The following is a 22,036-nucleotide window of genomic DNA, read 5'->3' on the forward strand; positions in this document are numbered from 1 at the left end:
GCGGCGATCACCGACGGGCCGACGCCCCGTCGACTTCATGCACTCCCGCCTCGGCGGCACCGAGCCTGAGGGTGTCGAGCCCGAAGGCCGCGACCGGACCGTGCACACCGGGCTTGAGGACGGCATCCGGCGCCGCCGCACGGACTGCGCCCCACGCCAGGAGGGAGCCCGTCATCTCGTAGGGATCGGGTCCGGTGAGGGCCGTCGTGGCCAGGGGACGCCCGTGGCCGTCGCGGGCGACCGCGATCACCAGGGAACGGCCGTCGGGGTCCGGCTCGCGATGTGCTCCCGGGAGCCGCCCGGACCACCGCGTCAGGGCAGCCCGCGCCTTCGCCGACCTCAGCAAGGGCGCCTGGAGCATGGCGGCGATCTGTACCGGACGGGTCCAGCGCCCGAGCCAGCCCATCCCCACCTCGACGGTCTCCAACCGAGGGAAGACCTCGGGCAGGCCGAGATGCTCCGTACCCGGGACGGTCATGGCCGGGCGTCGCACACCGGCGTAGCGGAAGGTGAGGACCCGCTTGGCGGCCCGCTCGTCGACCAGTCGGGAAGCGGCTCCGGGGCGTGGGGAGCGGTAGGCGAACCCGTCCTCGGCCGCCGCGGCGACCAGCGTCTGGCGGGTGCCACCCGTGGTCAGGTCCCAGGAGTCGCGCAGGGTGCTCCGGTAATGCAGCTCACTCCCGCGCCCCGAACGGGTGATGAAGTAGCCGATCTCGACCTGGCATGCGCGCTCGCCCGCCTGTTCCAGGGCCAGGGCGCCGGCGAGGTTGCCGGGCACGTAGTCGTAGCCGAACGCGGGCACGAGCATCGCTCCCCGGTCGGCCGCGATGGAGTCCAGCTCAAGGAGGACCCGGCGGGCGAAGGGGCCCTCCCCCGTGGAGTCGAAGTAGTGCGCTCCCGCCCGCGCGGCAGCCGCGACCGTGGCGATGCCCAGCTGCATGAACGGCCCGACCGTGGAGACGACCACATCACTGGGGCCCAGAAGGCGCGTGAGGTGGGCGGAAGAGGTGTGGTCCACTTCTGCCACCGGCAGTTCCGCCTCGAAGCGGTCGGCCAGGGTCAGCATCTTCGTTCGGTTTCGCCCGACCAAGGTCGGCTTCTCACCTCGTGCGAGCAGTTCCCTGAGAACTCGCCGCCCCGTGTACCCAGTCGCACCCAGCAACAAGATTCTGCGCTTTTCCACGGCTACGTCTGCCTTCCGGAGGGCACTGTCACGATGACCCTGACCGACCACGAGTCATTCACTGACCTCAGGTCACCGAATATACGATGGTCGACATGAGAGGGCCAAACCGACGACAGCTGTATGCGGAGCAGACCCGGGCGGACCTGGTGGCGGCGGCGCGCAAACTCTTCGTCGACAACGGGTTCGCAGACACGTCGGTCGAGGCCATCACCGCGTCGGCGCAGGTGAGCAAGGGCACCTTCTACCACCACTTTCCGGACAAGAAGGCGATGTTCGCCGAGCTCTACACGGAGCTGCTCCAGCGGGTCGGAGCGCTCGCCGACGCGGCGTCCGAGGCGATCCGTGCGACGCCGGGCGAGCCCGCCTTGGCCGCCGTTTCGAACCTCACGCACGCCTTCTTGCGGCGGACCATCGACGATCCCCTGCATCGAGAGCTGATGGCCCAGGCGCCCTCGGTGCTGGTGGAGCAGTACCGGCGCATCAACGACACGGTGGCCCAGCCGCCGATCGAACGGCTCTTGACCGTCCTGGCCGAACGCGGTGAGGTGGAATCGAATGTTCCGGTCGCCACCGTCGCCCGGCTGCTGTTGGCCGTCCTGTGCGAGGGCAACCAGATCATCGCCGCCGCGGCGGACCGCGAGGACGCCCTGGCCAGGACGTTCCACACGATCACCCTGCTGATGTCGGGCCTGGCGGCGGACGGCGTCAGCGCGCACGGTTGACGTCGACCAACGCCTGCAACAGCACTCCTCGACCGCACCCGGCCGTGCCGCTACCGTGCCGCCTCGTCCTCGATGTCACGGACCAGGTCGATGGCCCGGCCGATAGTGGTGAGCCGAGCGTCGAGGGTCTCTCCGGCCGGATAGAAACGTACGGTGTCCACACCGGCGTCGCGCCACACACGCAGCCGTTGGCGCACCATGCCCTCGGTTCCGATCAGAGTGGTCGCCAGCACCATTTCGTCGGTGACCAGGCCGGCCGCGCCGTCCCGGTCCCCGGCCTGCCAACGTGTGCGGACTTCGGCCGCCACTTCGGCCCAACCCTGGCGGCTGTAGGCGTTGTTGTAGTAGTTTGTGGTCGCGGAACCCATGCCGCCGAGGCTGAAGGCAAGTTCCTTCTTGCGTCCGGCCACCATCGCGCTCAGCGCGTCCTCGTCGTCCGCGAAGGCGACCTCGGCGCCTTGGCAGATGTCGAGGTCGGCACGGGCGCGACCGGCGGCGGCAAGGCCCTGGTCCAGGTGGTCGAAGTACGCCTCCTTGGCGCCCTCGGGCACGAAACTGGTGCCCAGCCACCCATCGGCGATCTCACCGGTCAGGTGCAGCATCTTCGGCGAGAGAGTGGCGAGGTAGACCGGAATGTCATGCTCGGCACGCATCGACAGACGCATGGGCTTCGCCTGCCCGCCCGGCAGCGGAATCCGGAACTCCTTTCCTGAGTAGGAGACTTTGCCGCCCGCGGCGGCCTCCCGCACGATCTCGACGGTCTCCCGCATCCGCACCAGCGGCCGGGCGAAGGGCACGCCGTGCAGCCCCTCGATCACCTGCGGCCCGGAGGGGCCCAGGCCGAGAAGGAAGCGCCCCTCGGAGATCTGCGACAGTGTGATCGCGGCGCGGGCGATGGCCATCGGCGTGCGGGTGCCGAGTTGGATGATTCCGGATCCGAGGAGCATGCGCTCGGTCTTCGCCGCGAGGTAGCCCAACGGCGAGGGGGCCTCGGAGCCCCACGCCTCCGCCACCCAGCAGATGTCAAGACCGAGCTTCTCCGCCTCGGTGACATAGGCGACGATCTCCCGCCAGTCGCCCCCGGAAGCCTCGATCGTGGTGGAGGTACGCATCAGAGCCTCGCCTCGCCCGCGGGCCGGGCCCTCTCGGCCAGCTTCTTGATCTCTTCGAGGGTGATGGTCATGTTGGCCTCGAACTCCCGCATGCGCACGAAGACGATCTTCTGCTCCTTCTCCGGCATGCGATCGATGGCGAAGGAGAGGCCCGAACGGGCCGGCCCCATCTGCATCCATTCGCTCAGCAGAGTGCCACCGCCCTGCGGCTCCAACGTGAACCGCCAGATCGCCGTCGGGTTCTGCGGGTTCTCGACGGCCCAGGCAAGCAGCCTCGGCGGCTCGCACTCGACGATGTGGGAGGTGGTGGCCCACTCCCCGAGTGCCTCGTGCTTGCTCCGGCCGATGAACCGGGCTCCCAGGGCAGGGGCGGTCCTGCCGTCCAGCCATTCGACGGACTGCAGTTCGGAGCTCATACGCGGCATCAACTCGATGTCGGACACGAGCGTCCACACCTGTTCGGGCGGAGCAGCGATCCAGGTGCGGACCTCCACCGTCGGCTTGTCCGCATAGCGCGCGCCTGTCCACTCCATGTTCCTGCAGCCTCCATGCCGATCCGAGAACTCCCATGACCAGATGTGACCAGTAAAGTTGCGTAGATAGACTCACATGTCAAGGGAAAGCGCAGCCCCGGCAGAGCCGCTGAGTCAGCCGGCGAAACGCTCCCGCACATCCGGCCGTTCGGCCAGGTGTGGCGGATAGCCGGGGCCCATCCGAGGACTGGTGTTCTCCGCGGTCATCTGCTCACCACAGGAAGAACACACCACCTCGGCGTGGGCTTCCTGTCCGCAGGCCTCGTGCCGCATGACTACCGGCGAGCCCTGTTCACCGGACAGCCAGCGGTCCCCCCACCGGTTCATCACCAGCAGCACACCGTAGAAGTCGCGCCCCTTCTCCGTGAGCACGTAGTCGTACCGAACCGGCTCCGTCTGGTACGGCCGTTTCTCCAGCAGCCCCTCGTCCACCAGCCGACGCAACCGGTCCGTCAATGTGTTGCGCGCGATCCCCAGTGACACCTGGAACGCGTCGAACCGCCGGATCCCGTAGAACGCCTCACGCAGCACCAACGGCGTCCACCAGTCCCCGAGCAGGTCCATGGTGCGCGCGATCGAACAGGGCCAGTGCGCAAAGGATGTCCGCCTCATGACCGTCAGCATAGGTTCGTCCAGTCGTAAGACCCAGCAGGTGGAGCGGTGACAATTCATCCGCGCGACATCTTGCGCTCAATAAATAACGAAGTTATGTTGCGGCCATGAAACGTGACTTGCTGGGCAGAAAACTGGTTGTCACCGGAGCGGCGCGCGGCATCGGCGAGAAGGTGGCCCGCCTGGCCATCGCCCGAGGCGCTCAGGTGGCCTTGATCGGACTGGAACCCGATCGGCTCCGTGACCTCGCCCGCGAGCTGGGCCCCGCCGCTTCCTGGCGTGAGGCCGATGTGCGCGACGGCACCGTCCTGCGGTCAGCGATCGACGAGGCCGCGGGGGTCATGGGCGGCATCGATCTGGTCGTCGCCAATGCCGGGGTCGTGGCGTACGGGACCGTGCGACAGACGGACGAGGCGTCGTTCGAGCGGGTCCTGGACATCAATCTGAACGGTGTCTTCCGGACCCTCAAGTACGTGACGCCCCATCTGGAGCGCAGCCGGGGACACGTGCTGGTCGTGGCGTCCGCGCTGTCCTTCATGCCGCTGGCGGCGATGGCCTCCTACGGCGCCAGCAAGGCCGCGGCCGAGCTGCTCGCCCTGACCTACCGCCAGGAGGTGGCGCACCTCGGCGTCACGGTCGGCCTGGTGCACCCCTCCTGGATCGACACGGATCTCGTCCGGGGCGCCGAGGCGGACCTTCCCTCGTTCCAGGGCCTGCGCAACCGGCTTCCCTACCCGGGCAATGTCACCACGAGTGCCGACCGGGCGGCTGCCGCGATCGTCGACGGGCTCGCGCGCCGTCGCAGCCGCGTGTACGTCCCCCGCGCGGTCGTCATGGCCAACTGGGCCAAGGCAGCGCTGAATTCGCCACTGGCCTGGCCATGGGCGAGGCGCTTCGCGGCCCGTGCCGTTCCGTCCCTCGAACGGGAGGTCGCGGCGCTGGGGAGGCATGACCAGCTCACGCCGGGCACCGGTGCCTCTGCCGCGGAGACCAAGTCGCCCTAGCCGCACATGGGTGGTCCCGCGCGGGACAGCGCCCTGCCCTACCGACTTTCACCGACCTTGAACGATCGAGTCGTAAAGGCGCGCGCCCGCCTCGTGCGAGGCTTCGGCCCGTTCCCGCTCGTCGCCCAGACCGACAGAGAAGTTCACGCCCATCGGCCGCATCACCTGCGCCACGGGGTCCTCGAACTCGCCGAAGTGCTCGGCCAGCTCAAGGGTGATGTACCCGTGGACCAGACTCCACAACTGGGCGGCTATGACTTCAGGTTTCTGCCGCTCGGCCCTGCCCGAGTCCACGAGCCGTTGACATGCCGCGGTGATATGGACGTGGGCATCCCGGAAGGCCGGCGAATGTCCGCTCAAGCGAAGGTCCGCGTCCGACAGCGGCCGGTACGTCGCACGAGTGGACAGGCCGAACATCAGGTCGTACAGGTGAGGGTTCTCGTGGGCCACTCGGCGGCAGGTCAAAGCCATGGCGAAGAGATCCGCGATCGGATCATCCGTCACCGGCACCTGGGCGAACGCCGCGCCGAGCTCCCTGAAGCCGTGGTCGGCGACGGCGCGCATCAGTTCGGGGATCCCACCGAAGTGGCCGTAGACGACCATCGTCGACAGCCCGCTCGCGGACGCCACCGTACGCGCCTTAATGGCCGACGGCCCCTGTTCGGCCAGCAGGCCGACAGCGGCTCGCACAAGCCGCTCCGGTGCGTCATCGAGCCTCGGCCGCCCTGCCATGCCTCTCGCGCCTCCACCATTGACACTCTTGAAATAACTTGGTTATGTAACTCGTCACGGCAATAGTACACATCTCGAGCGACGTGCCGTTTCGGACACGGGCGCGCCTCCCCGGACGGGCTTTCACGCACTGTCCCAGATTCCTGGCGCCGGCAGCCCCTCCCTCACTCGCTTTGCACTCCCCCATGAACCCAGCACGGGAGCAGAATCCATGCCATACAAAGACAAGGGTCATCTGGAGATCGAGGACCGCGGAGCCGTCCTTGTCGTCCGGGTCGACGGCGGCCCGCACCAGTTGTTCGGCCTCGACATCGCCCATCAGCTGGACAAGCTGGTGACCCGGGTCGACCGCGATCCGAGCATCCGTGCCGTCGTCTTCACCGGGGCACATCCCGAGCGGTTCGTCAGCCATGCCGCGGTCCGGTGGCTGCAGGAAGAGGGCGCCGCGAGCCCGACGGTCGGCCGACGCGGTGCCGCCGCCGTCGTACGCATGGCGAAGCACGTGGACCGGTCCCGGGTCCTCGGGGCACTCATGCGCAGGACCCCGATGCGGGGTGCCCTCCAGCTGGAGCGTCTGCACACGACCTTCCTCCGGATGAACGCCAGCGGTGTCCTCTTCGTCGCCGCGCTCAACGGTTCGGCTCTCGGCCTCGGCGCCGAGTTCGCCTGGGCCTGCGATCTGCGGGTCATGGCCGACGGGGACTTCTTCATCGGCCAGCCCGAAATCCTCCTCGGCATCATCCCGGGCGGAGGCGGCACCCAGCGGCTGACCCGCCTGATCGGCACCCACCGGTCCCTGGCCGCGATCCTCGAAGGCAAGCCGTTCACGCCCGCGGAAGCGCTCGCCAACGGGGCGGTCGACAAGGTCGTACCCCAGGACAAGGTCGTCGCGCAGGCGGTCGAGCTCGCAGAGCACTTCGGCCGGCGGTCGAAGGGGTCGGTCGCGGCCGCCAAGAGGTCGGTATACCTCGGCGGCTCGATGCCCCTGGAGGACGGACTCCACGTCGAACGCGCCGAGTTCTTCACCCGAGTCATGTCGAAGGACGGCCAGGAACTGATGCTCGACTACATGAAGACGACGGACGTCACCGGCGAGCTCCCGCTCTACAACCCGGACACCTACGCCCAGGCGCTCGCCTCGGGCAGCGTGCCCGGGCACCGCTCGACGAAGACGACGCGGCGGTGAGCAGACGATGACCACTGCGCACTCCTTCACCCGCCACGACATCACCTTCCCCTCCGGCGACAGCACCTGTGCCGGATGGCTCTACCTCCCGACCGGCGTCACCTCCCCGCCCGTCGTCATCCTCGGGCACGGCCTCGGCGCCACCCGCGAGATGCGCCTGGACGCCTTCGCCGAGCGTTTCGCTCAGGCCGGCATCGCCGCCGTGGCCTTCACCTACCGGCACTTCGGCGACAGCGGCGGCCACCCGCGCCAGCTCCTGTCGATCAAGCGTCAGCTCGCCGACTGGGACGCCGCCATCGCCTACGTCAAGGCCCGCCCTGACGTCGACCGCTCCCGCATCGCGGTGTGGGGCAGCTCCTTCGGCGGAGGCCACGCCATCACCGTCGCCTCTCGGCATCCCGAACTGCGCGCGGCCGTGTCCCAGTGCCCGTTCACCGATGGTCTCGCCTCCGCGCTCGCGCTCGGCCCGGTCGCCTCGCTCAAAATGACCCCCGTGCTCGCTCGGGACATGGCGGCCAGAGTGCGCGGCAAGGCACCCGCGATGGTTCCCATCGCCTCCGCCCCCGGTTCGCCGGCCCTCATGAACGCCCCTGACGCCCTGCCCGGCTACCAGACGCTCCAGCCGCCCGGCACGACATTCCGCAACGAGGTGGCGGCACGGGTCATTCCGACCATCGCTACCTACCGGCCTGGGCGTGCCGCGAAGAAGGTCGCCATGCCGATCCTCTTCTGCGTCAGCAACACCGACTCCGTCACGCCTCCCGCCCAGACCCTCAGGTACGCGCGCACCGCACCCCGGGGAGAGATCAAGAGGTACGACGCCGGCCACTTCGACTTCTACACCGGCGAGACCTTCGAGGCCCTGGTCCGCGACCAGATCGAGTTCCTCACCCGGCAGCTGCGCCCCGCGCCGGCATCGACTCCTTGACCGGACCGCACAACACCGAGACAGGTACGCCCGCCATGAACTTCGCTTCACTGCCCGACCGCCGCGCCGCTCACGACCCCGATGGGGCAGCGGTCTCGGACGGGCGCCAGTCACTCACCAACACGCAGTTGCTGGACCGCGTCCGTGCGGCAGCGCGTCAGCTCCAGGACCTCGGCATCGGTCCCGGCGATGTCGTGGCCCTCAAGCTGACGAACCGCATCGAGTTCGTGCTGCTGTTGTTCGCCGCCTGGCGGATCGGCGCCACCATCACGCCGGTCAACCCGAGCATGACCGACGTCGAGGTGGACCGACAGGTCAGGGACTCCGGTGCGCGTCTGCTGGTGGTCGAAGACCGCGAGGCGCCCGTCACGGACGGTACCGCCGTACTCGCCGTCGGCGCACTGCACACGGAAGGGGCGAGTTCGGATCATGCACCGCATGTGGACCCGTCCGCACTGGCTCTCCTCATATACACCAGCGGCACCACCGGGACGCCCAAGGGCGTGATGCTGGACCACGCCAACATCGACGCCATGACGGAGATGGGCCGCCTGTCCCTGGACATCGGGCCCGCCGACCGGTGCCTGCTGATCCTGCCGCTCTTCCACGTCAACGGCATCGTGGTCAGCATTCTCACGCCTCTTCTCGCGGGGGCGAGCGTCGTCATCGCGGGCCGCCGGTTCGACCCACACAGCTTCTTCGACCTCGTCGAGCAGGAGCGCCCCACCTTCTTCAGCGCCGTGCCGACGATCTACGGCATGCTCACTGCGCTCCCGGACGACATACAGCCCGACACATCGTCGCTAAGGTTCGGAGTCTGTGGCGCCGCACCTGCCTCCGCCGAGTTGCTGAACCGGTTCGAAGCCCGGTACGGGTTCCCTCTTGTCGAGGGGTACGGCCTGTCCGAAGGAACCTGCGGGTCCACCGTCAACCCCGTCGCGGGCCCGCGACGTGCCGGCACCGTGGGACTTCCCTTCCCCGGCCAGGAGATTCGGATCGTCGACGCCGAAGGTACCGAGGTGGGGCCGGGCACGGACGGTGAGGTCCTCGTGAAGGGCCCCAACGTCATGCGTGGCTACCTCGGCCGCCCTGAGGAAACGGCCAGAGTCATCGTCGACGGCTGGTTGCACACGGGCGATGTGGGTCACCTCGACGCCGAGGGCTATCTGACCCTGGTCGGGCGCTCGAAAGACATGATCATCCGTGGCGGGGAGAACATCTACCCCAAGGAGATCGAGGACGTCCTCACAGGCGACCCATCGGTGCTCGAAGCTGCCGTGATCGGCGTACCCGACGAGAAGTGGGGAGAGGTGGTCGTGGCCTACATACAGCCGCGACCAGGCCTGACCGTCGATCTGACGGCGCTGCGGGAGCTCTGTGCGCGCAACCTCACCGGCTTCAAGCGTCCGACCGAGTTCTTCGTGGTGGAGGCCATAGCGAAGAACGCGGTCGGGAAGATCGACAAGGCCTCCTTGCGCGCTGCCCACATCGCGGTTTCCTGAGCTTCACCGCGCGCCGAGCCTGGACGCCCAGGCGGCGCATATCCGACAGCGCGGCCGCGGGGGACGCTTCGGCGGGTGTCCCGGTCTCGGCCCGGATCTGACTGCGTGGCGGCCTGACCGGAAGCAACTGGGCCGCCCCTCGGTCCGGGAGGCGGCTCGGACGACTTGCCCCGGCCGGCCAGTGAGACTGTGGACCCGCAGGGGCGCCGCTCTCGTCGTGGTGGCTGGGTCACCGACTCGCCTCGTGGGCCAGGAACGACCGCAAATGGCCCAGCAGTGCATCCGGTTGCTCTTCCGGGATGAAGTGGCCGCACTCCGGGATTTCTGCTCCGGTGACGTCGTCCGCGTAGGCGCGCCAGATCTCCAGCGTCGGCAGGCGGGAGGGCAGCCCTGCGGAACCCCAGAGCGCCAGTACCGGCATGGTGAGGCGGCGGCCCTCGGCGGCATCGATGTCGTCGAGGGCGACGTCCTGCTCCATGGCGCGGTAGTCGTCGAAACTCGCGCGCATGGCACCAGGGCGGGAGAAGGCTCGGACATATCTGTCGACCGCTTCGGGTGTCAGCCCGTGCCGGTTATAGGTCCACCGCTCGAAGAAGTACTCGAGATACCCGCGTACGTCGTGCCCACGAGCCGCTCGGGAAGGTCCGGCTGCATCTGGAACAGCCAGTGCCAGTACCCGGAGGCGAGCGAGGCGTCCAGCCGGCGGAACATCTCCCGGGTCGGCACGATGTCGAGCACAGCCAGCCGTTCCACCTGATCGGGGCGGTCCAGCGCCCAGCGGTGCCCCACGCGAGCGCCCCGGTCGTGACCCACGACGGCGGTCGTCTCGAAACCGAGTGCTTCGACGAGGCCCGCCATGTCGGCGGCCATCCGCCGCTTGTCGTATCCGGTCGAGGGCTTGTCGCTCAGGCCGTAGCCACGCAGGTCGGGTGCCACAACGGTGTGGTCTGCGGCAAGATCCGCCAGCACCGGCTGCCAGCAGTCGGAGGTCTGCGGCCAGCCGTGGAGCAGGACGAGCAGAGGACCGGATCCCGCTCGGAGGTAGTGCAGGCGGACCCCGTCCACCTGCGTCACGCCTGTGGTCACGGTGGGCTGTCCCATGGATGCGCCTCCCCGGCATGAACTAACCCTCTTAGGGGGTTAAACCTAACGTGCAGAATGAAGGCGTGACAACGGACGACAGGTGGATCTGGGACGGCGGGCGGGTCTGTCTGGACTTCACCAACACCCTCCGCCACCGGTGGCGGCCCACGCCGGGGGAGACGCTCCGGAACCCGGGTGATCTCACCCTCTGGCTTCAGCGGGCCGGACTGCTCACACCGGGCATCCCGGATCCCGTGGATGCCGCCGTCCTGGCATCGGGCCGACGGCTGCGCGAGGCGGTCGACCGGGCCGTACTCGCGGTCTCCGACGGCCGACTGCCCTCCTCCAGCGACGTCGTGCTGCTCAACGAATCGGCAGCACAGGTGCCCCGGCCGGCGCCGCAAATCACCATCAAGGGCGGCCACTTGGAGCCCGCCGGCACCACGACCATGGCACCTGATTCCGCGACCGCGCTGGCACTGATCGCGCAGGACGCCGTAGACCTGCTCCTGTCGACCGAGATCCGGCGCGTACGCGTGTGCGGCGCGGACACGTGCGCCCTACGCTTCCTGGACCGCTCGCCCGCCCACAACCGCCGCTGGTGCTCGATGTCCCGCTGCGGCAACCGCACCAAAGTCCGCCTCCACCAGGCCCGAGCCAGACGGAGTGAGCGCACCCCGGCGGACTGAGCCCACCCGGACTCCTGCCGCCACCGCGCTCAGCTCACTCCGCGGGCCTCAGACGAAATGCGGGGCCGGGGACACTCTCGATGTCCTCCGCCTGCACGGCGTGGCCGCGTTCGCAGCGGATCTGGGCATCGACGTGCGCACCGCATCCGCGGTGTCGCGTCAGTACGGCCGGGCCCTCCGGGTCGGCGCGGTAGCGGTCGCCCCACTGCAGGAGCCCCATCACGGCCGGGACCAGATCCACGCCCTTGGGTGTGATCACGTACTTCGGCCGACTCCGCGAACCCGGCTCCTTGTAGGTCTCGGTGGCCAGGATCCCTTCCTCGACAAGCATCCGGAGCCGGGCAGCGAGAAGGTTGCGGGGACAGCCCAGGACCCGTTCGAAGTCACTGAAGCGGGACGAGCCGTACCAGACCTCGCGCAGGATCAGGATCGTCCACTTCTCCCCCACGACCTCAAGGGTCCGGGCGATCGAGCAGTTCGACATGTCCCGGTCGAGTCGGGTGTCCATGCCGGCGTCCTGAAGAGCTTCCGTCCTCGCATCCATGGGGGTGATTCTAACCCGACCTGAGTTTACTTTTCCATACTCAACAAGTAGCGTCATGACCACACGCAGACGACCGAGAAGATCACATGGAAAGGCGGCCGACATGAAGGCATTCGTCGTCGAAAAGTACGGCAAGGACGGCGTGCGCGCCGCCGAGGTACCCGAGCCCAGCGTCGGTGACCGCGATGTTCTGGTCAGGGTGAGCGCCGCGAGCATCAACCCGCTGGACAAGATGGTCCGCAACGGGGAGTTCAAACAGCTGTTGAAGTACAAGCCTCCGTTCGTGCTCGGTCATGACGTGGCCGGCGTCGTGACGCGGGTCGGTTCCGCCGTGCGCGGCTTCGAAGTCGGCGACGAGGTCTACGCCCGTCCGCGCGACCTGCGGATCGGAGGCTTCGCGGAGTACATCGCGATCGACATGGACGACGTCGCGCCCAAGCCGGTCTCGCTCACCCCGCAGGAGGCGGCCGCGGTGCCGCTGGTGGCCCTGGCCGCCTGGCAGGTCCTCGTGGACCAGGCCCATGTGAAGCAGGGTCAGAAGGTGCTCGTCCACGCCGGTGCCGGCGGACTCGGATCGACGGTCATCCAGCTCGCCAAACACCTCGGTGCCACCGTGGCGACGACCGCGAGCACTGATTCCGAGAAGCTGGTCCGAAGCCTGGGTGCCGACGTCGTCGTCGACTACACCAAAGAGGACTTCTCCAAGGTGCTGTCCGGCTACGACCTGGTGCTGGACGCCGTGGGCGGGGCGAACCTGGAGAAGTCGCTGACCGTGCTGAAGCCCGGCGGCCTGGCTGTGAGCGTCGTGGGCCCGCCGGACGCCGGGTTCGCCAGGCAGCTCGGCGCTCCCTCCTTCCTGGGGCTGGTCATGAACGTGCTCAGTCGCAAGATCCGCAAGCAGGCGAAGGCCCTGGGCGTTCGCTACCAGTTCTTCTTCATGCAGGCCAATGGCTCCCAGTTGCGCGCGCTCGGCGCCCTCTACGACAGCGGGAAGCTCCGCCCGGTCATCGACAGCACCTTCCCGTTCGATCAGACGCTCGATGCGATGGCGTACGTCGAGCAAGGTCGCACCAAGGCCGGCAAGGTCGTGGTCTCGATGACGCCCGACAGCAACTGAGATCAGGCCGGCCACACGGCATCCTACTGGCATGATCACGGGGGGGCCGACGACGCGACGGCAGGGGCGAGAGCTGCTCGCCGCGTCGGGCGGAACAACATCGACGGCTCGCGTGTCCCGACGCTCATGACGGACACGGGAGTTGTCCAACGGCGCCCTCTACTCCGCTCTCGAATCCGAGGGCCGCCGGCGGCCGCGGCAGTCTGCGGAGCCACGCGCCCCGCGTGCCTCGGGTTGCATCCAGGTAAGTGGTGTACGGGTTCGACGTGATCCGGGGTTCGCTCCGGCATCGGGTTTGGTGCCCGCATAGATGAACGGCCATCGGCTGATCTTCGAGGTGTCGAAGCCCGAAGGACGTCAGCACGATGACCGCACCTGCCAGTGCGCCCGCACGCCCTCGCCGAGGACTACCTCGCCGCGCCGAGTCCCGATCTGCTGCGCGCGACGGGCTGAACGTTCGCCGACACGCTCATGCCCGGGACCTGCGCACATACGTGGCCTTCCTGTGGTTCACGCGACGCAGGCGGGACCGGCGTGATGCGTCCATGGACCACCGAGCGGCGTTCGAGTGGCGGCGGCGTCGTGATGAGCGTGGCCCTCGTTCGGAAGAGGCGAGTTGGGTCCGGGAGGTGTCCACGGTCAACGAGTTCTACCTGTGGGCAGGACGTCGTGAGGGCCGATCCCATCCGTCAGCGCGCGGGCTTCGGTGTGGTCGCCGTGGCGGGACGGGGCTGGCGGCACGATGGTGCGGCAAGTGCCGGCCGCGGCACTACGCCGCCCTGGTCGACGTGCGCTTCCGGCCCCGCATCCCGGCGCCGGCCCGGCCTGCGACGCCGACGGAACCCTCCGGATCCGACGTACGTACGGAAGCCAACCTGAGCCGGCCACGGAAGGAGAACACCGACCTGCGCGCACTCTGGCTCTGTACGAGGAGGCCATCCGCCGGCCGGCTCTCGAAATCGGCGCACTGCACAGCGGCGGCACCGTTCTTCCACTGCCAACCGCAGCAGGCCCGCGCCGCCCGGGCCCTCCTGAATCCGACACCCCCCAGGCGCCTGGCGTGCGAAAGGACGTCGGGCGTGGCGCGCAGCCGACTACCGATGATCAAGGAATCACCTCCTGGACGGCGGACGAGATCCAGAGGCGTTGCACTGATGACCGAGCTCGGGCAGTTCGGCGGCGGCGGTCAGGCCCTGTACGACCCCGTCTCGGCGAGCGGAGCCTCAGGGACCGGTCCGGCGACTATCCCCGCCGCCCCCGGGCCGACTCGCCCAGCGGACCGGCCCGGGGCACGCTGGAAGGAGCGGCGTCGCCCACGTCGTCAAGGCCAGCAGCGAGGGCGTCGAGTGGCTCTGCCCGGATACCACGATCGAGCGGATCGCCGCCCAGTGGCTGGACCTCAGGCGCTCCTCGTCGTGGTCACCGACGGAGCGGCCGGCGCCCACGTCTTCGACGCCCGTGCGGCACGTATCAGCCGTCCCGGCCGGAGGGTCGCGGCGGTGGACACCGTGGGAGCGGGCAGGGCAGCCGGGCGACGGCGCACCCCGCCTCGCTCACGGAGGATGCGCCTACCTGAGCCAGCCGCTCCGGCGGCCGGAGTCCGGCCTGCCGGATTCTCGCGCACGGACCAGGCGTCAGCGACTGCACCGAAGCCCTGCGGGCGTTACTCGTCGAGGAACTGAATGGCGTGCTTCAGAAACCGCTCGGGATACTGGAACTGCGCTCCATGCCCGGCATCGGGGTAGATCAGCAGCTGAGCGTTGGGGATGTTCTGGGCGAGGTGCCAGGAGTTGATCGAGGCGATCATCACGTCGTTCTCGCCGTTGAGGACCAGCGTCGGCTGGGTGATCGCGTTCAGGTGGGCGTAGGGGTTCTCGCCCGGCAGCGGTTCCGCGTAGGCCATAGTCGCTTCGAACTGCGCCTGTGCGACCGCGGGCGAGCTCGGCGGGTCCTGGTCGACCCGCTGGTGACGGCGCTCCCAGAAGGCCTTGCCCGCTTGCTTCGCGGCTTCCGAGCGGCCGAAGAACAGGAAGAGGAAGTCCTCCAGGGTGGGGACCGGATTCAGGGCGTACTGAGGCACCTGGGGGTCACTTGTCGGGTCCCCGCCTCGGAGGCCGGTGCCGAGCAGGAGGAGCTTGCGCACCAGCTGGGGGTGGCGCAGCGTGACTTCCTGCGCCTGGAAACCGCCGAGCGAGAAGCCGAGCAGGTCGACCTGCTCCAGCCCCAGTGCCCGGATGACCGCGGCGATGTCGTCGGCCATGTCCTCGATCCGATTACGGGGCGTGCCCGATGACGAGGCGACGCCGCGGCCGTTGAACAGGATGACCTCACGGCCTTCCGCCAAGCCGTCGGTGAGCAGCGGGTCCCAGTTGTCCATCCCTCCACGGAAGTGCTGGACCAGGAAGATCGGGACGCCCGAGGGCTTGCCCCAGCGCCGGTAGGCGAACCGGTCGCCGTCAACCTCGATGTACTGAGTCGGTGCGGTCACATGCGTGTCACTCATGGCCTGAGCCTTTCTGGAGAGGGTGAGCAATACGATGACGATCGTAATCTAAAAAGTCAACCTCTTCGATGTCGATCGACATCTATGTATGCTGGACCGTCGAGCGCCGATCGACGAAGGGACGGCTGGACATGCGGGTCACCAAGGCACAGGCAGAGCAGAACCGTGCCCACATCGTCGCGACAGCCTCCAGGCTGTTCCGTGAGCGCGGCTATGACGGTGTCGGTGTGGCAGAGCTGATGGCGGCCGCCGGGTTCACCCACGGCGGGTTCTACAAGCACTTCCGCTCCAAGGCCGACCTGATGGCCGAAGCGTCCGCGAGCGGGCTCTCGCAGACCGTGGCACGGGCACAAGGTCTGGACCCCGCCGAGTTCGTCGAGCGCTACGTCTCGCGGGAGCATCGCGACGGGCGCAGCGACGGCTGCACCATCGCGGCCCTCGGCGGCGACGCCGCACGTCAGCCGGCGGACATCAGAACAGAGTTCGCAGCCGGGATCGAGAACCTGCTGACGGCCCTTCAGTCCCAAGGCGATACACCGGGAGATGCGGACCAGCGCGCGGCCCGCATGATGGTGATCGACATGCTCGCCCATTCGGTCGGCGCGATCATGTTGTCGCGGGCATGCCCGGACGGCTCTCCGCTGGCGGACGAGATCCTCGATGTCTGCCGCAAGGAGATTCTCGCGTCACTGGCACAGGTCAACAGCGACCAGCTGGCGGCAAGCAGTCCGGAGACCTGACGGCAGCCGACCGACGCAAGCCCAGCCCAATACCTTGAACAGCACGAGGCCAGCTCCCAATTACCTCAGCACTAACACCGGCAGCACCACCCCGCCGCCCTTTCGGGCGACCATTTTCAACGCGGTCCAGGCGCGGGGTGGGAGTGGGACCCGACGCCGTACAGGTGGGCAATCTCGGGAATTCCAGCAGCACGCGGTGGCGGTAGCCCTCCGGCCGGCTGCCCCAGCCGTCCAGTCGTACCGGTATGGGCAGCAACGGCCGGATGACCTGCCATTCGGGGATTCGGGCCATACCACAACCGAGGACTGCCCGGATGGTCACCCGGGCCGGAGACCGGGCCGCACTTCAGCGAGGCAGCAGGACCTCGACCTGCCCCCGGATGTCCTGCACGATCTCCTCCACGCTCAAGGCGATGTTCACGCTCACCGCCATGCTGAGGAACATCACGGCGGACACGATGTGTGCCAGCGTCGCGGCGTCGCCCTCGGTGACCCGCTCGTCTCGGCGCAGCACGGCGGCGACGGCCTCCTCAGTCTGCGCGACGATGGCGAGTGCCGCGCCGTGCCGGGGCTCCTCGGGGTCGCCGAAGACCATCTCTCGCAGGTAGGTGCGTCCGTTGTCGATCTGGACGCGGTTGCACTCGACGATCGGCCGGACGATCGCCAGCACCGCGTCCAGCACGCCTGGGACGGTCTCGGCGTCCGCCCGGCCCCGCTCAAGTGCTTCGACGTACTTGGCGTTCTGGACAAGGAGGAGGAGTTCGCCCTTGGTCTTGGCATAAAGGAACAGGGTCCCGGTGCCGATGTCGGCCTTGTCCGCGATCTGCTGGGTCGTGACCTCATCGACGCCGTGCTCGGCGAACAGATCACTGGCGGCAGCGACAATGCGGTCGAGTTTCTCCTGCTTGTTCCGCTCGCGCCGTCCGAGAGGCATGGCGGTGTCCTCCAGGAATAGATTCTGACTGTAATCAGTTATGATTGTACTCAATGTCATGTGGGCTCGAATGTGGCTCCGCTCATTCTCCCATCGCGGGGCGATGTGTCCTTGCCCCATCCGTGCGCAGCCACGTACTTCACATCCCCCTCGGAAAGAAGGAACCCATGCCCTCCCTCGATGGAGCAGTCGTCCTCGTCACCGGCGCCAATGGCGGTATCGGCACCCACTTCGTCCACGACGCCCTGGCGCGCGGCGCCGTCAAGGTCTACGCCACCGCCCGCTCCCCCCGCGCCTGGGACGACGACCGCATCGTCCCCCTGACCCTTGACGTGACCGACCGCACGTCGATCGACGCGGCCGTGGCCGCCGCGGCGGACGTCACCGTGCTCGTCAACAACGCTGGCGCCACCCCGCCGAGCGCGAGCCTGCTGGACGTCACCGAGGCAGACATCCGGGCGAACATGGAGACGAACTTCTTCGGACCGGTCTTCCTCGCCCGCGCCTTCGCACCGATCCTCGCCGCCAACAAGGGGTCAGTCCTCATCGACGTGCACTCCGTTGCCAGCTGGTATGCCTTCGGCGGCGCCTACAGCGCCTCCAAGGCCGCACTGTGGTCGGCCACCAACTCGTTGCGCATCGAGTTCGCACCCATGGGCGTCCACGTGACGGGGGTGCACATGGGCTACGTCGACACCGATATGGCCGCGCACGCCGACGGCCCCAAGATGCTGCCGACACAGCTGGTGACGACGGTCTACGACGCCGTCGAGGCCGGAGAATACGAGGTCCTGGCCGACGACTTGACCAAGGGGGTCAAGGCGGCTCTGAGCGGCCCGGTCGAGGCGCTTTACCCGGACCTGCACAGCACGGAAGCCTGAGCTTGTTGTTCGGTCCCGACGCGATCTCTTCACGTCGGGGACCCAGTGATCCCTGGCGTGCGAACGGTCGGCCGACCGGTGTCCAGAAGCGGTGCACCGTCGCGGCCGTCGAGCGGTGGAGGACATCGGCGGTCGATCCGGCAGCAGCCCGATCCGACCATCGTGCCGAAGACGTCGGAAATCAGGTGGACCCCGCGGCAAATGAGGACGGACGCAGCATCCGCTGCGTCCGTGCTCACTTTCTGATGGGTGTCAGCTTTGCTGGTTGGCGATGCCGATGTAGTGCCCGAGACGGTACTCGAAGTCGATGCCGGCCTGTTCGACGACGGCCTGCGTGCCTGCGGCCCGGGTGAGGAAACCGGGAAGGGTGAGGGAGTGGGCGAACTCGCCGTACGCGGCGACCAGGTCCCCGTCCGGGGGCAGGGTTGCCCGGTTGATCTGGGCTTTGGCCGAGGCGAGTGAGGCGCGGTCGAAGGAGGCGAGTCGGGCGGCGACGGTGCCGACGAAGGCGTCGAGTTCGCTGTCGGGGAGGGCGCGGGTGATCCAGCCCCAGCGTTCGGCGGTGTCGGCGTCGTAGTCGTCGCTGGTGAGGATGGCTTCCAGGGCGCGGTCGCGTCCGATGGCCCGGGGCAGGCGTTCGCTGCCACCACCGCCGGGCAGCAGTCCGCTGCCGACCTCGGGCTGTCCGAAGATCGCCTTCTCACGACTGGCGTAGCGCAGATCGAGGGCGAGGGCGAGCTCGTTCCCGCCGCCGCGGGTGCGTCCACGGATGACCGCGATCGTGATGTACGGCGCTTTGGAGAGTTCCAGGACCAGATTCGTCCATGCCGGCACCGCGTCCGGGTCCTCGGGGGCGGGGAAGTCGGCGGCGGCGGCCAGGTCGAAGTGGTTGTAGAAGAAGTCGGGGGTGGCGCTGTCGAACAGCACGACCTGGATGTCCGGGTCGGTGGCCAGTTCGGTGACGATCTCGATGAGGCGCAGGACCGTCTCGCCGACGATGAGGTTGACGGGCGGATTGGCGAAGGTGATCTTCGCGATCTGCGGTGAGGTGCGCTCGTAGTGGATGGTGCTCTGCTGCTCGCTCATGGCTGGCTCCGGATGCGTGGTGGGTATCAGACGGCGATTGGGGTGCGAGGAGGGCAAGGAAGCCGGGGCGGATGGATGTGCCGAGCAGATCCGGCGGAACCGCTTCCCGCCTGCGCTGCTCACTCCTGGTAGTGCGGGAGGATCTCGCCGTTCTTGACGTAGGTGAGGGCGGCGGCGACGTCGTAGGCGTGGATCGCGGAGACCTGCGGTGCCAGCCGGTCGGACAGGTCCTCGATCGCGTTGCCTCTGAAGAAGGCGTCCCGTGCCGCGGTGTCGGTGAACCCGAGACTGACCGAGGCGTGGAAGCGCTGGTCGTGGGGGTTGTCGTGGGCGACGTCCGGGGTGTCCCAGAGCTTTTTCGTCCAGGGCAGGAACGTCTGCGTGCGCAGTTCCTTCAGCACTCCGGTGCGGGCGAGCGCGGGTGCGAGCTCCTCGTTGACGAACTTCCGGAAGGCGCCGGCGCCGACCCCGTCCCTGCGGCGAAGGTAGATCAGCGCGCGGGCACCGACCGTCTCTCCGGGGCCCGCGACGTCGTACCACCGGGAGGAGTTCGGCGGGCCGGCGTAGAGCAGGGTGCGGCGGAACACGTTGATCTCGTCGGCGTAGGCCAGCTTCGTCTGCTCGCGCCCTTTCAGGGGTGCGAGCACCGATTGGAAGGTGACTTCCGCGACGCCGTCGATCTTCCGGTCTGCTGGGATCGCGGTCTGGACCCCGTCGATGGCCGGCCACAGGCCCGTGTTCTGCTCGGCGAGGTGGATCTGCCGGTACTCCTCCAGCCCCGGGGTGGCGGAGATGATCCCTGAGTGCGGGCCCTTCCAGTGGTCCATGCCGGTCTGGCGGGGCTGGTCGGTGCGCACCCACAGCAGGATCGAGGAGGTGAGAGGCTTCTTCACTTCCGGGGGCGCGGCGACCGGTGACGTGCTCATGATGTTGCCCTTTTTCCTGGTCAGGTGGTGGTCATCGAGCCAGGAACTCGACCGCGACGGGGGCGAACTCCTGGTGGTACTGGAAGATGCCGCCGTGCCCGGAGTCGGGGTAGATGATCAGCTCGCTGCCCTTGATGCGGTGGTGCAGGTCCTCCGACAGGACCGACGGCACCATGCGGTCGTTGTCGCCGTTGGCGATCAGGGTGGGCTGCGTGATCGACGACAGGTCGTCGGGAGCGGAGCGCCCCCACTTCTTGATGGCCTTCAGCTGCGTCTGGAACGCCTTGGTCTTGATGTCCGCGTCGCGGTCGACGGTGCGCTCCTTGAGCCGGTTGACGAACGCGCGTGCGGCGGGCTTGCCGGTGGCATTGCGGTTGAAGAACAGGAACTCCTTGGGGTCCGAACGGGTCAACGTGGCGCGCAGGATGTCCCAGTAGGTGACTCTGGCGACCTTGTCCATGTCCTTGCCGCCCTTGGGCCCGGTGCCGGTGAGGACCAGCTTGCGGACGAGCTCGGGGTGCTTCACCACCAGGGCCTGAGCGACCATGCCGCCGAGGGAGAAGGAGAAGACGTCGATCTTGTCGTACCCGAGCGCCTTGATGAAGGTGTAGGCGTCGTCGGCCATCGCCTCGACACTGTCCGGCACCTGGCCGGTGGATGCCCCGACACCGCGGTTGTCGAAGGCGATGACGTGACGTCCCTTCGCGATGGGGTCGATGATGCGGGGGTCCCAGTTGTCCAGGGTCGCGGCGAGGTGGACGAAGAAGACGACGGGGATGCCGCCCTTCGGTCCCAGCTCGCGGTAGGCGTAGGTGACGCCGCCTGCGCGGACGGTGCGGGCCGGGGCCTTCGCGTAGGAGGTGATGACGGGTTCGTTCGGGGCGTCTGTGCTGCTCATGACCGATTCTCCTTGCGTGTTCTGTGTCGCTGTGTGTTTCGTGTCGCCCGTCGCGGTTGCGGCGGGTCAGCTGTTGCCGATGACGGCCTTGCCGCGGATGCCGCCCTGGGACAGGGACTGCAGCGCGTGCGGGGTCTGGTCGAAGGGGAACACCTTTCCCACGACCGGGCGCACCGCGCCCTGGTCGATGAGGGTGGTGATCTGGCGGAGCTGGTCGCCGCCGCCGTGCATGAACAGGAACTCGTACGTCACGCCGAGCTTCTTGGCCTGCTTGCGGATCTTGCGGCTCAGGGCTGTGACCGCCAGGCGCAGCAGCGGATTCAGGCCGGCCTGGCGGGCGAACGCGGGGTCCGGGGGACCGGCGATCCCGATGGCCTTGCCGCCGGGCCTGAGCATCCGCAGGGACTTCTCGAGGGTCTCTCCACCGAGGCTGTCCAGCACCAGGTCGTAGCCGGTCAGGAGCTGCTCGAAGTCCTGGGTGCGGTAATCAATCACCGTGTCCGCGCCGAGCGCGCGCACATAGGCCGCGTTGGAACCGCTGGCAGTGGTGGCGACACTCGCGCCGAGGTGCGCGGCGAGCTGGATCGCGATCGAACCGACCCCGCCGGCACCGGCGTGGATGAGCACCTTCTGCCCGGGCCGCAGCTTCCCGCGCTCCACCAGCGCCTGCCATGCCGTGAGCGCCGCCAGCGGCAGCGAGCCGGCCTCTTCCATGCTGATCGAAGCGGGCTTGAGCGCCAGGTCGCCCTCCGCTACGGCGATGCGCTCGGCGAACGTGCCGATGCGGTCCTGGTGGGGCCGGGCGTAGACCTCGTCTCCGGGCTTGAAGCCGCGAACCGCCGTCCCGACGCGGACGACGGTGCCCGCGACGTCGTTGCCCAGGATCAGCGGCAGCTTGTAGGGCAGGATCTGCTTGAACTCACCGGCGCGGATCTTCTCATCCAGCGGGTTCAGCCCGGCGGCCTCCACTCGCACAAGCACGTCGTGCTCCCCCACGGTGGGCTCGGGGACCTCCGCCTCCTGCAGCGGCTCCTTGTACTTGGTGACGACGAACGCTCGCATGGGGCGCCACTCCTGATAGTTGTCCTATTTATCCGGGTCTGAGACTGGATCGGCAA

23 protein-coding genes are annotated in these 22,036 nt (G+C 68.2%); 9 read left to right on the top strand and 14 right to left on the bottom strand.

The genetic code is table 11. The annotated features are described in order from the left end of the window. Positions 1–7 precede the first annotated feature (7 nt). Entirely contained in the window at positions 8–1,234 is a 1,227-nt protein-coding gene (locus ACFY1U_RS38655; protein ID WP_390698727.1) for a saccharopine dehydrogenase NADP-binding domain-containing protein, read from the bottom strand. Between the two features lie 44 nt (positions 1,235–1,278). Between ACFY1U_RS38655 and ACFY1U_RS38660 the strand changes: the two genes are divergently transcribed. Next, positions 1,279–1,908: a TetR/AcrR family transcriptional regulator gene (locus ACFY1U_RS38660; protein ID WP_390698728.1), complete on the top strand. Its 630-nt coding sequence runs from the start codon at positions 1,279–1,281 to the stop codon at positions 1,906–1,908. Positions 1,909–1,958: 50 nt separating this feature from the next. Here ACFY1U_RS38660 and ACFY1U_RS38665 read toward each other — a convergent pair whose 3' ends face one another. The 3 genes from ACFY1U_RS38665 to ACFY1U_RS38675 form a co-directional block, all read right to left on the bottom strand. Further along, the gene (locus ACFY1U_RS38665; RefSeq protein ID WP_387861808.1) at positions 1,959–3,020 is read right to left on the bottom strand and encodes an LLM class flavin-dependent oxidoreductase; all 1,062 of its coding nucleotides are present in this window, start codon (positions 3,018–3,020) and stop codon (positions 1,959–1,961) included. After that, entirely contained in the window at positions 3,020–3,553 is a 534-nt protein-coding gene (locus tag ACFY1U_RS38670) for an SRPBCC family protein (RefSeq protein WP_055705465.1), read from the bottom strand. The genes ACFY1U_RS38665 and ACFY1U_RS38670 overlap by 1 nt, the downstream gene beginning before the upstream one ends. A gap of 114 nt (positions 3,554–3,667) precedes the next feature. Next, a complete protein-coding gene (locus ACFY1U_RS38675) occupies positions 3,668–4,165 on the bottom strand; it encodes a winged helix-turn-helix transcriptional regulator (protein ID WP_390698729.1) in 498 nt (165 codons plus the stop codon). 107 nt (positions 4,166–4,272) lie between these two features. Here ACFY1U_RS38675 and ACFY1U_RS38680 point away from each other — a divergent pair, with 107 nt between their 5' ends. After that, complete coding sequence (locus tag ACFY1U_RS38680; RefSeq protein ID WP_390698730.1) at positions 4,273–5,169, top strand: SDR family oxidoreductase; 897 nt, start codon at positions 4,273–4,275, stop codon at positions 5,167–5,169. Positions 5,170–5,217: 48 nt separating this feature from the next. Here the strand turns inward: ACFY1U_RS38680 and ACFY1U_RS38685 are convergent, their stop codons facing one another. Further along, complete coding sequence (locus ACFY1U_RS38685) at positions 5,218–5,901, bottom strand: TetR/AcrR family transcriptional regulator (RefSeq protein WP_390698731.1); 684 nt, start codon at positions 5,899–5,901, stop codon at positions 5,218–5,220. Between the two features lie 211 nt (positions 5,902–6,112). On the opposite strand from ACFY1U_RS38685, the gene ACFY1U_RS38690 reads away from it, so the two are divergent. The 3 genes from ACFY1U_RS38690 to ACFY1U_RS38700 are packed head-to-tail and all read left to right on the top strand — an operon-like array spanning position 6,113 to position 9,517. After that, on the top strand, positions 6,113–7,087 hold the full coding sequence (locus tag ACFY1U_RS38690; protein WP_390698732.1) for an enoyl-CoA hydratase/isomerase family protein: 975 nt from the start codon (positions 6,113–6,115) through the stop codon (positions 7,085–7,087). A gap of 7 nt (positions 7,088–7,094) precedes the next feature. Further along, a complete protein-coding gene (locus ACFY1U_RS38695) occupies positions 7,095–8,015 on the top strand; it encodes an alpha/beta hydrolase (protein WP_067257782.1) in 921 nt (306 codons plus the stop codon). 35 nt (positions 8,016–8,050) lie between these two features. Further along, positions 8,051–9,517, top strand: coding sequence for a class I adenylate-forming enzyme family protein (locus tag ACFY1U_RS38700; protein WP_390698733.1), 1,467 nt, complete (start codon positions 8,051–8,053; stop codon positions 9,515–9,517). 229 nt (positions 9,518–9,746) lie between these two features. Here ACFY1U_RS38700 and ACFY1U_RS38705 read toward each other — a convergent pair whose 3' ends face one another. Together ACFY1U_RS38705 and ACFY1U_RS38710 are read right to left on the bottom strand one after the other, a co-directional pair. After that, positions 9,747–10,025, bottom strand: coding sequence for an alpha/beta fold hydrolase (locus tag ACFY1U_RS38705; protein WP_390698734.1), 279 nt, complete (start codon positions 10,023–10,025; stop codon positions 9,747–9,749). A 50-nt stretch (positions 10,026–10,075) separates the two neighbouring features. After that, entirely contained in the window at positions 10,076–10,618 is a 543-nt protein-coding gene (locus ACFY1U_RS38710) for an alpha/beta fold hydrolase (RefSeq protein ID WP_390698735.1), read from the bottom strand. 65 nt (positions 10,619–10,683) lie between these two features. Between ACFY1U_RS38710 and ACFY1U_RS38715 the strand changes: the two genes are divergently transcribed. After that, positions 10,684–11,289: an ABATE domain-containing protein gene (locus ACFY1U_RS38715; protein WP_055705473.1), complete on the top strand. Its 606-nt coding sequence runs from the start codon at positions 10,684–10,686 to the stop codon at positions 11,287–11,289. 34 nt (positions 11,290–11,323) lie between these two features. Here the strand turns inward: ACFY1U_RS38715 and ACFY1U_RS38720 are convergent, their stop codons facing one another. Next, positions 11,324–11,797 carry a helix-turn-helix domain-containing protein gene (locus ACFY1U_RS38720; protein WP_031143657.1) on the bottom strand — a complete coding sequence of 158 codons (474 nt, stop codon included), beginning with the start codon at positions 11,795–11,797 and terminating at the stop codon, positions 11,324–11,326. A 139-nt stretch (positions 11,798–11,936) separates the two neighbouring features. On the opposite strand from ACFY1U_RS38720, the gene ACFY1U_RS38725 reads away from it, so the two are divergent. Next, positions 11,937–12,950, top strand: coding sequence for an NADP-dependent oxidoreductase (locus ACFY1U_RS38725; protein ID WP_390698736.1), 1,014 nt, complete (start codon positions 11,937–11,939; stop codon positions 12,948–12,950). Positions 12,951–14,613: 1,663 nt separating this feature from the next. On the opposite strand, the gene ACFY1U_RS38730 is transcribed toward ACFY1U_RS38725, so the two are convergent. Continuing rightward, positions 14,614–15,453, bottom strand: a complete 840-nt coding sequence (locus ACFY1U_RS38730) for an alpha/beta fold hydrolase (RefSeq protein ID WP_217236359.1) — start codon at positions 15,451–15,453, stop codon at positions 14,614–14,616. 68 nt (positions 15,454–15,521) lie between these two features. Here ACFY1U_RS38730 and ACFY1U_RS38735 point away from each other — a divergent pair, with 68 nt between their 5' ends. Then, positions 15,522–16,193: a TetR/AcrR family transcriptional regulator gene (locus ACFY1U_RS38735; protein ID WP_232032676.1), complete on the top strand. Its 672-nt coding sequence runs from the start codon at positions 15,522–15,524 to the stop codon at positions 16,191–16,193. A 346-nt stretch (positions 16,194–16,539) separates the two neighbouring features. Here the strand turns inward: ACFY1U_RS38735 and ACFY1U_RS38740 are convergent, their stop codons facing one another. Next, positions 16,540–17,127, bottom strand: coding sequence for a TetR/AcrR family transcriptional regulator (locus ACFY1U_RS38740; protein ID WP_055705477.1), 588 nt, complete (start codon positions 17,125–17,127; stop codon positions 16,540–16,542). Between the two features lie 167 nt (positions 17,128–17,294). On the opposite strand from ACFY1U_RS38740, the gene ACFY1U_RS38745 reads away from it, so the two are divergent. Next, the gene (locus ACFY1U_RS38745; protein ID WP_055705478.1) at positions 17,295–18,008 is read left to right on the top strand and encodes an SDR family oxidoreductase; all 714 of its coding nucleotides are present in this window, start codon (positions 17,295–17,297) and stop codon (positions 18,006–18,008) included. 252 nt (positions 18,009–18,260) lie between these two features. Here ACFY1U_RS38745 and ACFY1U_RS38750 read toward each other — a convergent pair whose 3' ends face one another. The 4 genes from ACFY1U_RS38750 to ACFY1U_RS38765 all read right to left on the bottom strand — a co-directional run bounded on the left by ACFY1U_RS38750 (position 18,261) and on the right by ACFY1U_RS38765 (position 21,980). Then, positions 18,261–19,094 carry an enoyl-CoA hydratase/isomerase family protein gene (locus ACFY1U_RS38750; protein ID WP_055705479.1) on the bottom strand — a complete coding sequence of 278 codons (834 nt, stop codon included), beginning with the start codon at positions 19,092–19,094 and terminating at the stop codon, positions 18,261–18,263. Between the two features lie 119 nt (positions 19,095–19,213). Next, on the bottom strand, positions 19,214–20,020 hold the full coding sequence (locus ACFY1U_RS38755; RefSeq protein WP_390698737.1) for a strictosidine synthase: 807 nt from the start codon (positions 20,018–20,020) through the stop codon (positions 19,214–19,216). Between the two features lie 31 nt (positions 20,021–20,051). Further along, a complete protein-coding gene (locus ACFY1U_RS38760; protein WP_390698738.1) occupies positions 20,052–20,918 on the bottom strand; it encodes an alpha/beta fold hydrolase in 867 nt (288 codons plus the stop codon). Between the two features lie 66 nt (positions 20,919–20,984). Beyond that, positions 20,985–21,980 carry an NADP-dependent oxidoreductase gene (locus ACFY1U_RS38765; RefSeq protein ID WP_390698739.1) on the bottom strand — a complete coding sequence of 332 codons (996 nt, stop codon included), beginning with the start codon at positions 21,978–21,980 and terminating at the stop codon, positions 20,985–20,987. Between the last annotated feature and the right edge of the window lie 56 nt (positions 21,981–22,036).

The organism is Streptomyces sp. NPDC001351 (assembly GCF_042896045.1).
In the GTDB taxonomy this organism is placed as follows: domain Bacteria; phylum Actinomycetota; class Actinomycetes; order Streptomycetales; family Streptomycetaceae; genus Streptomyces.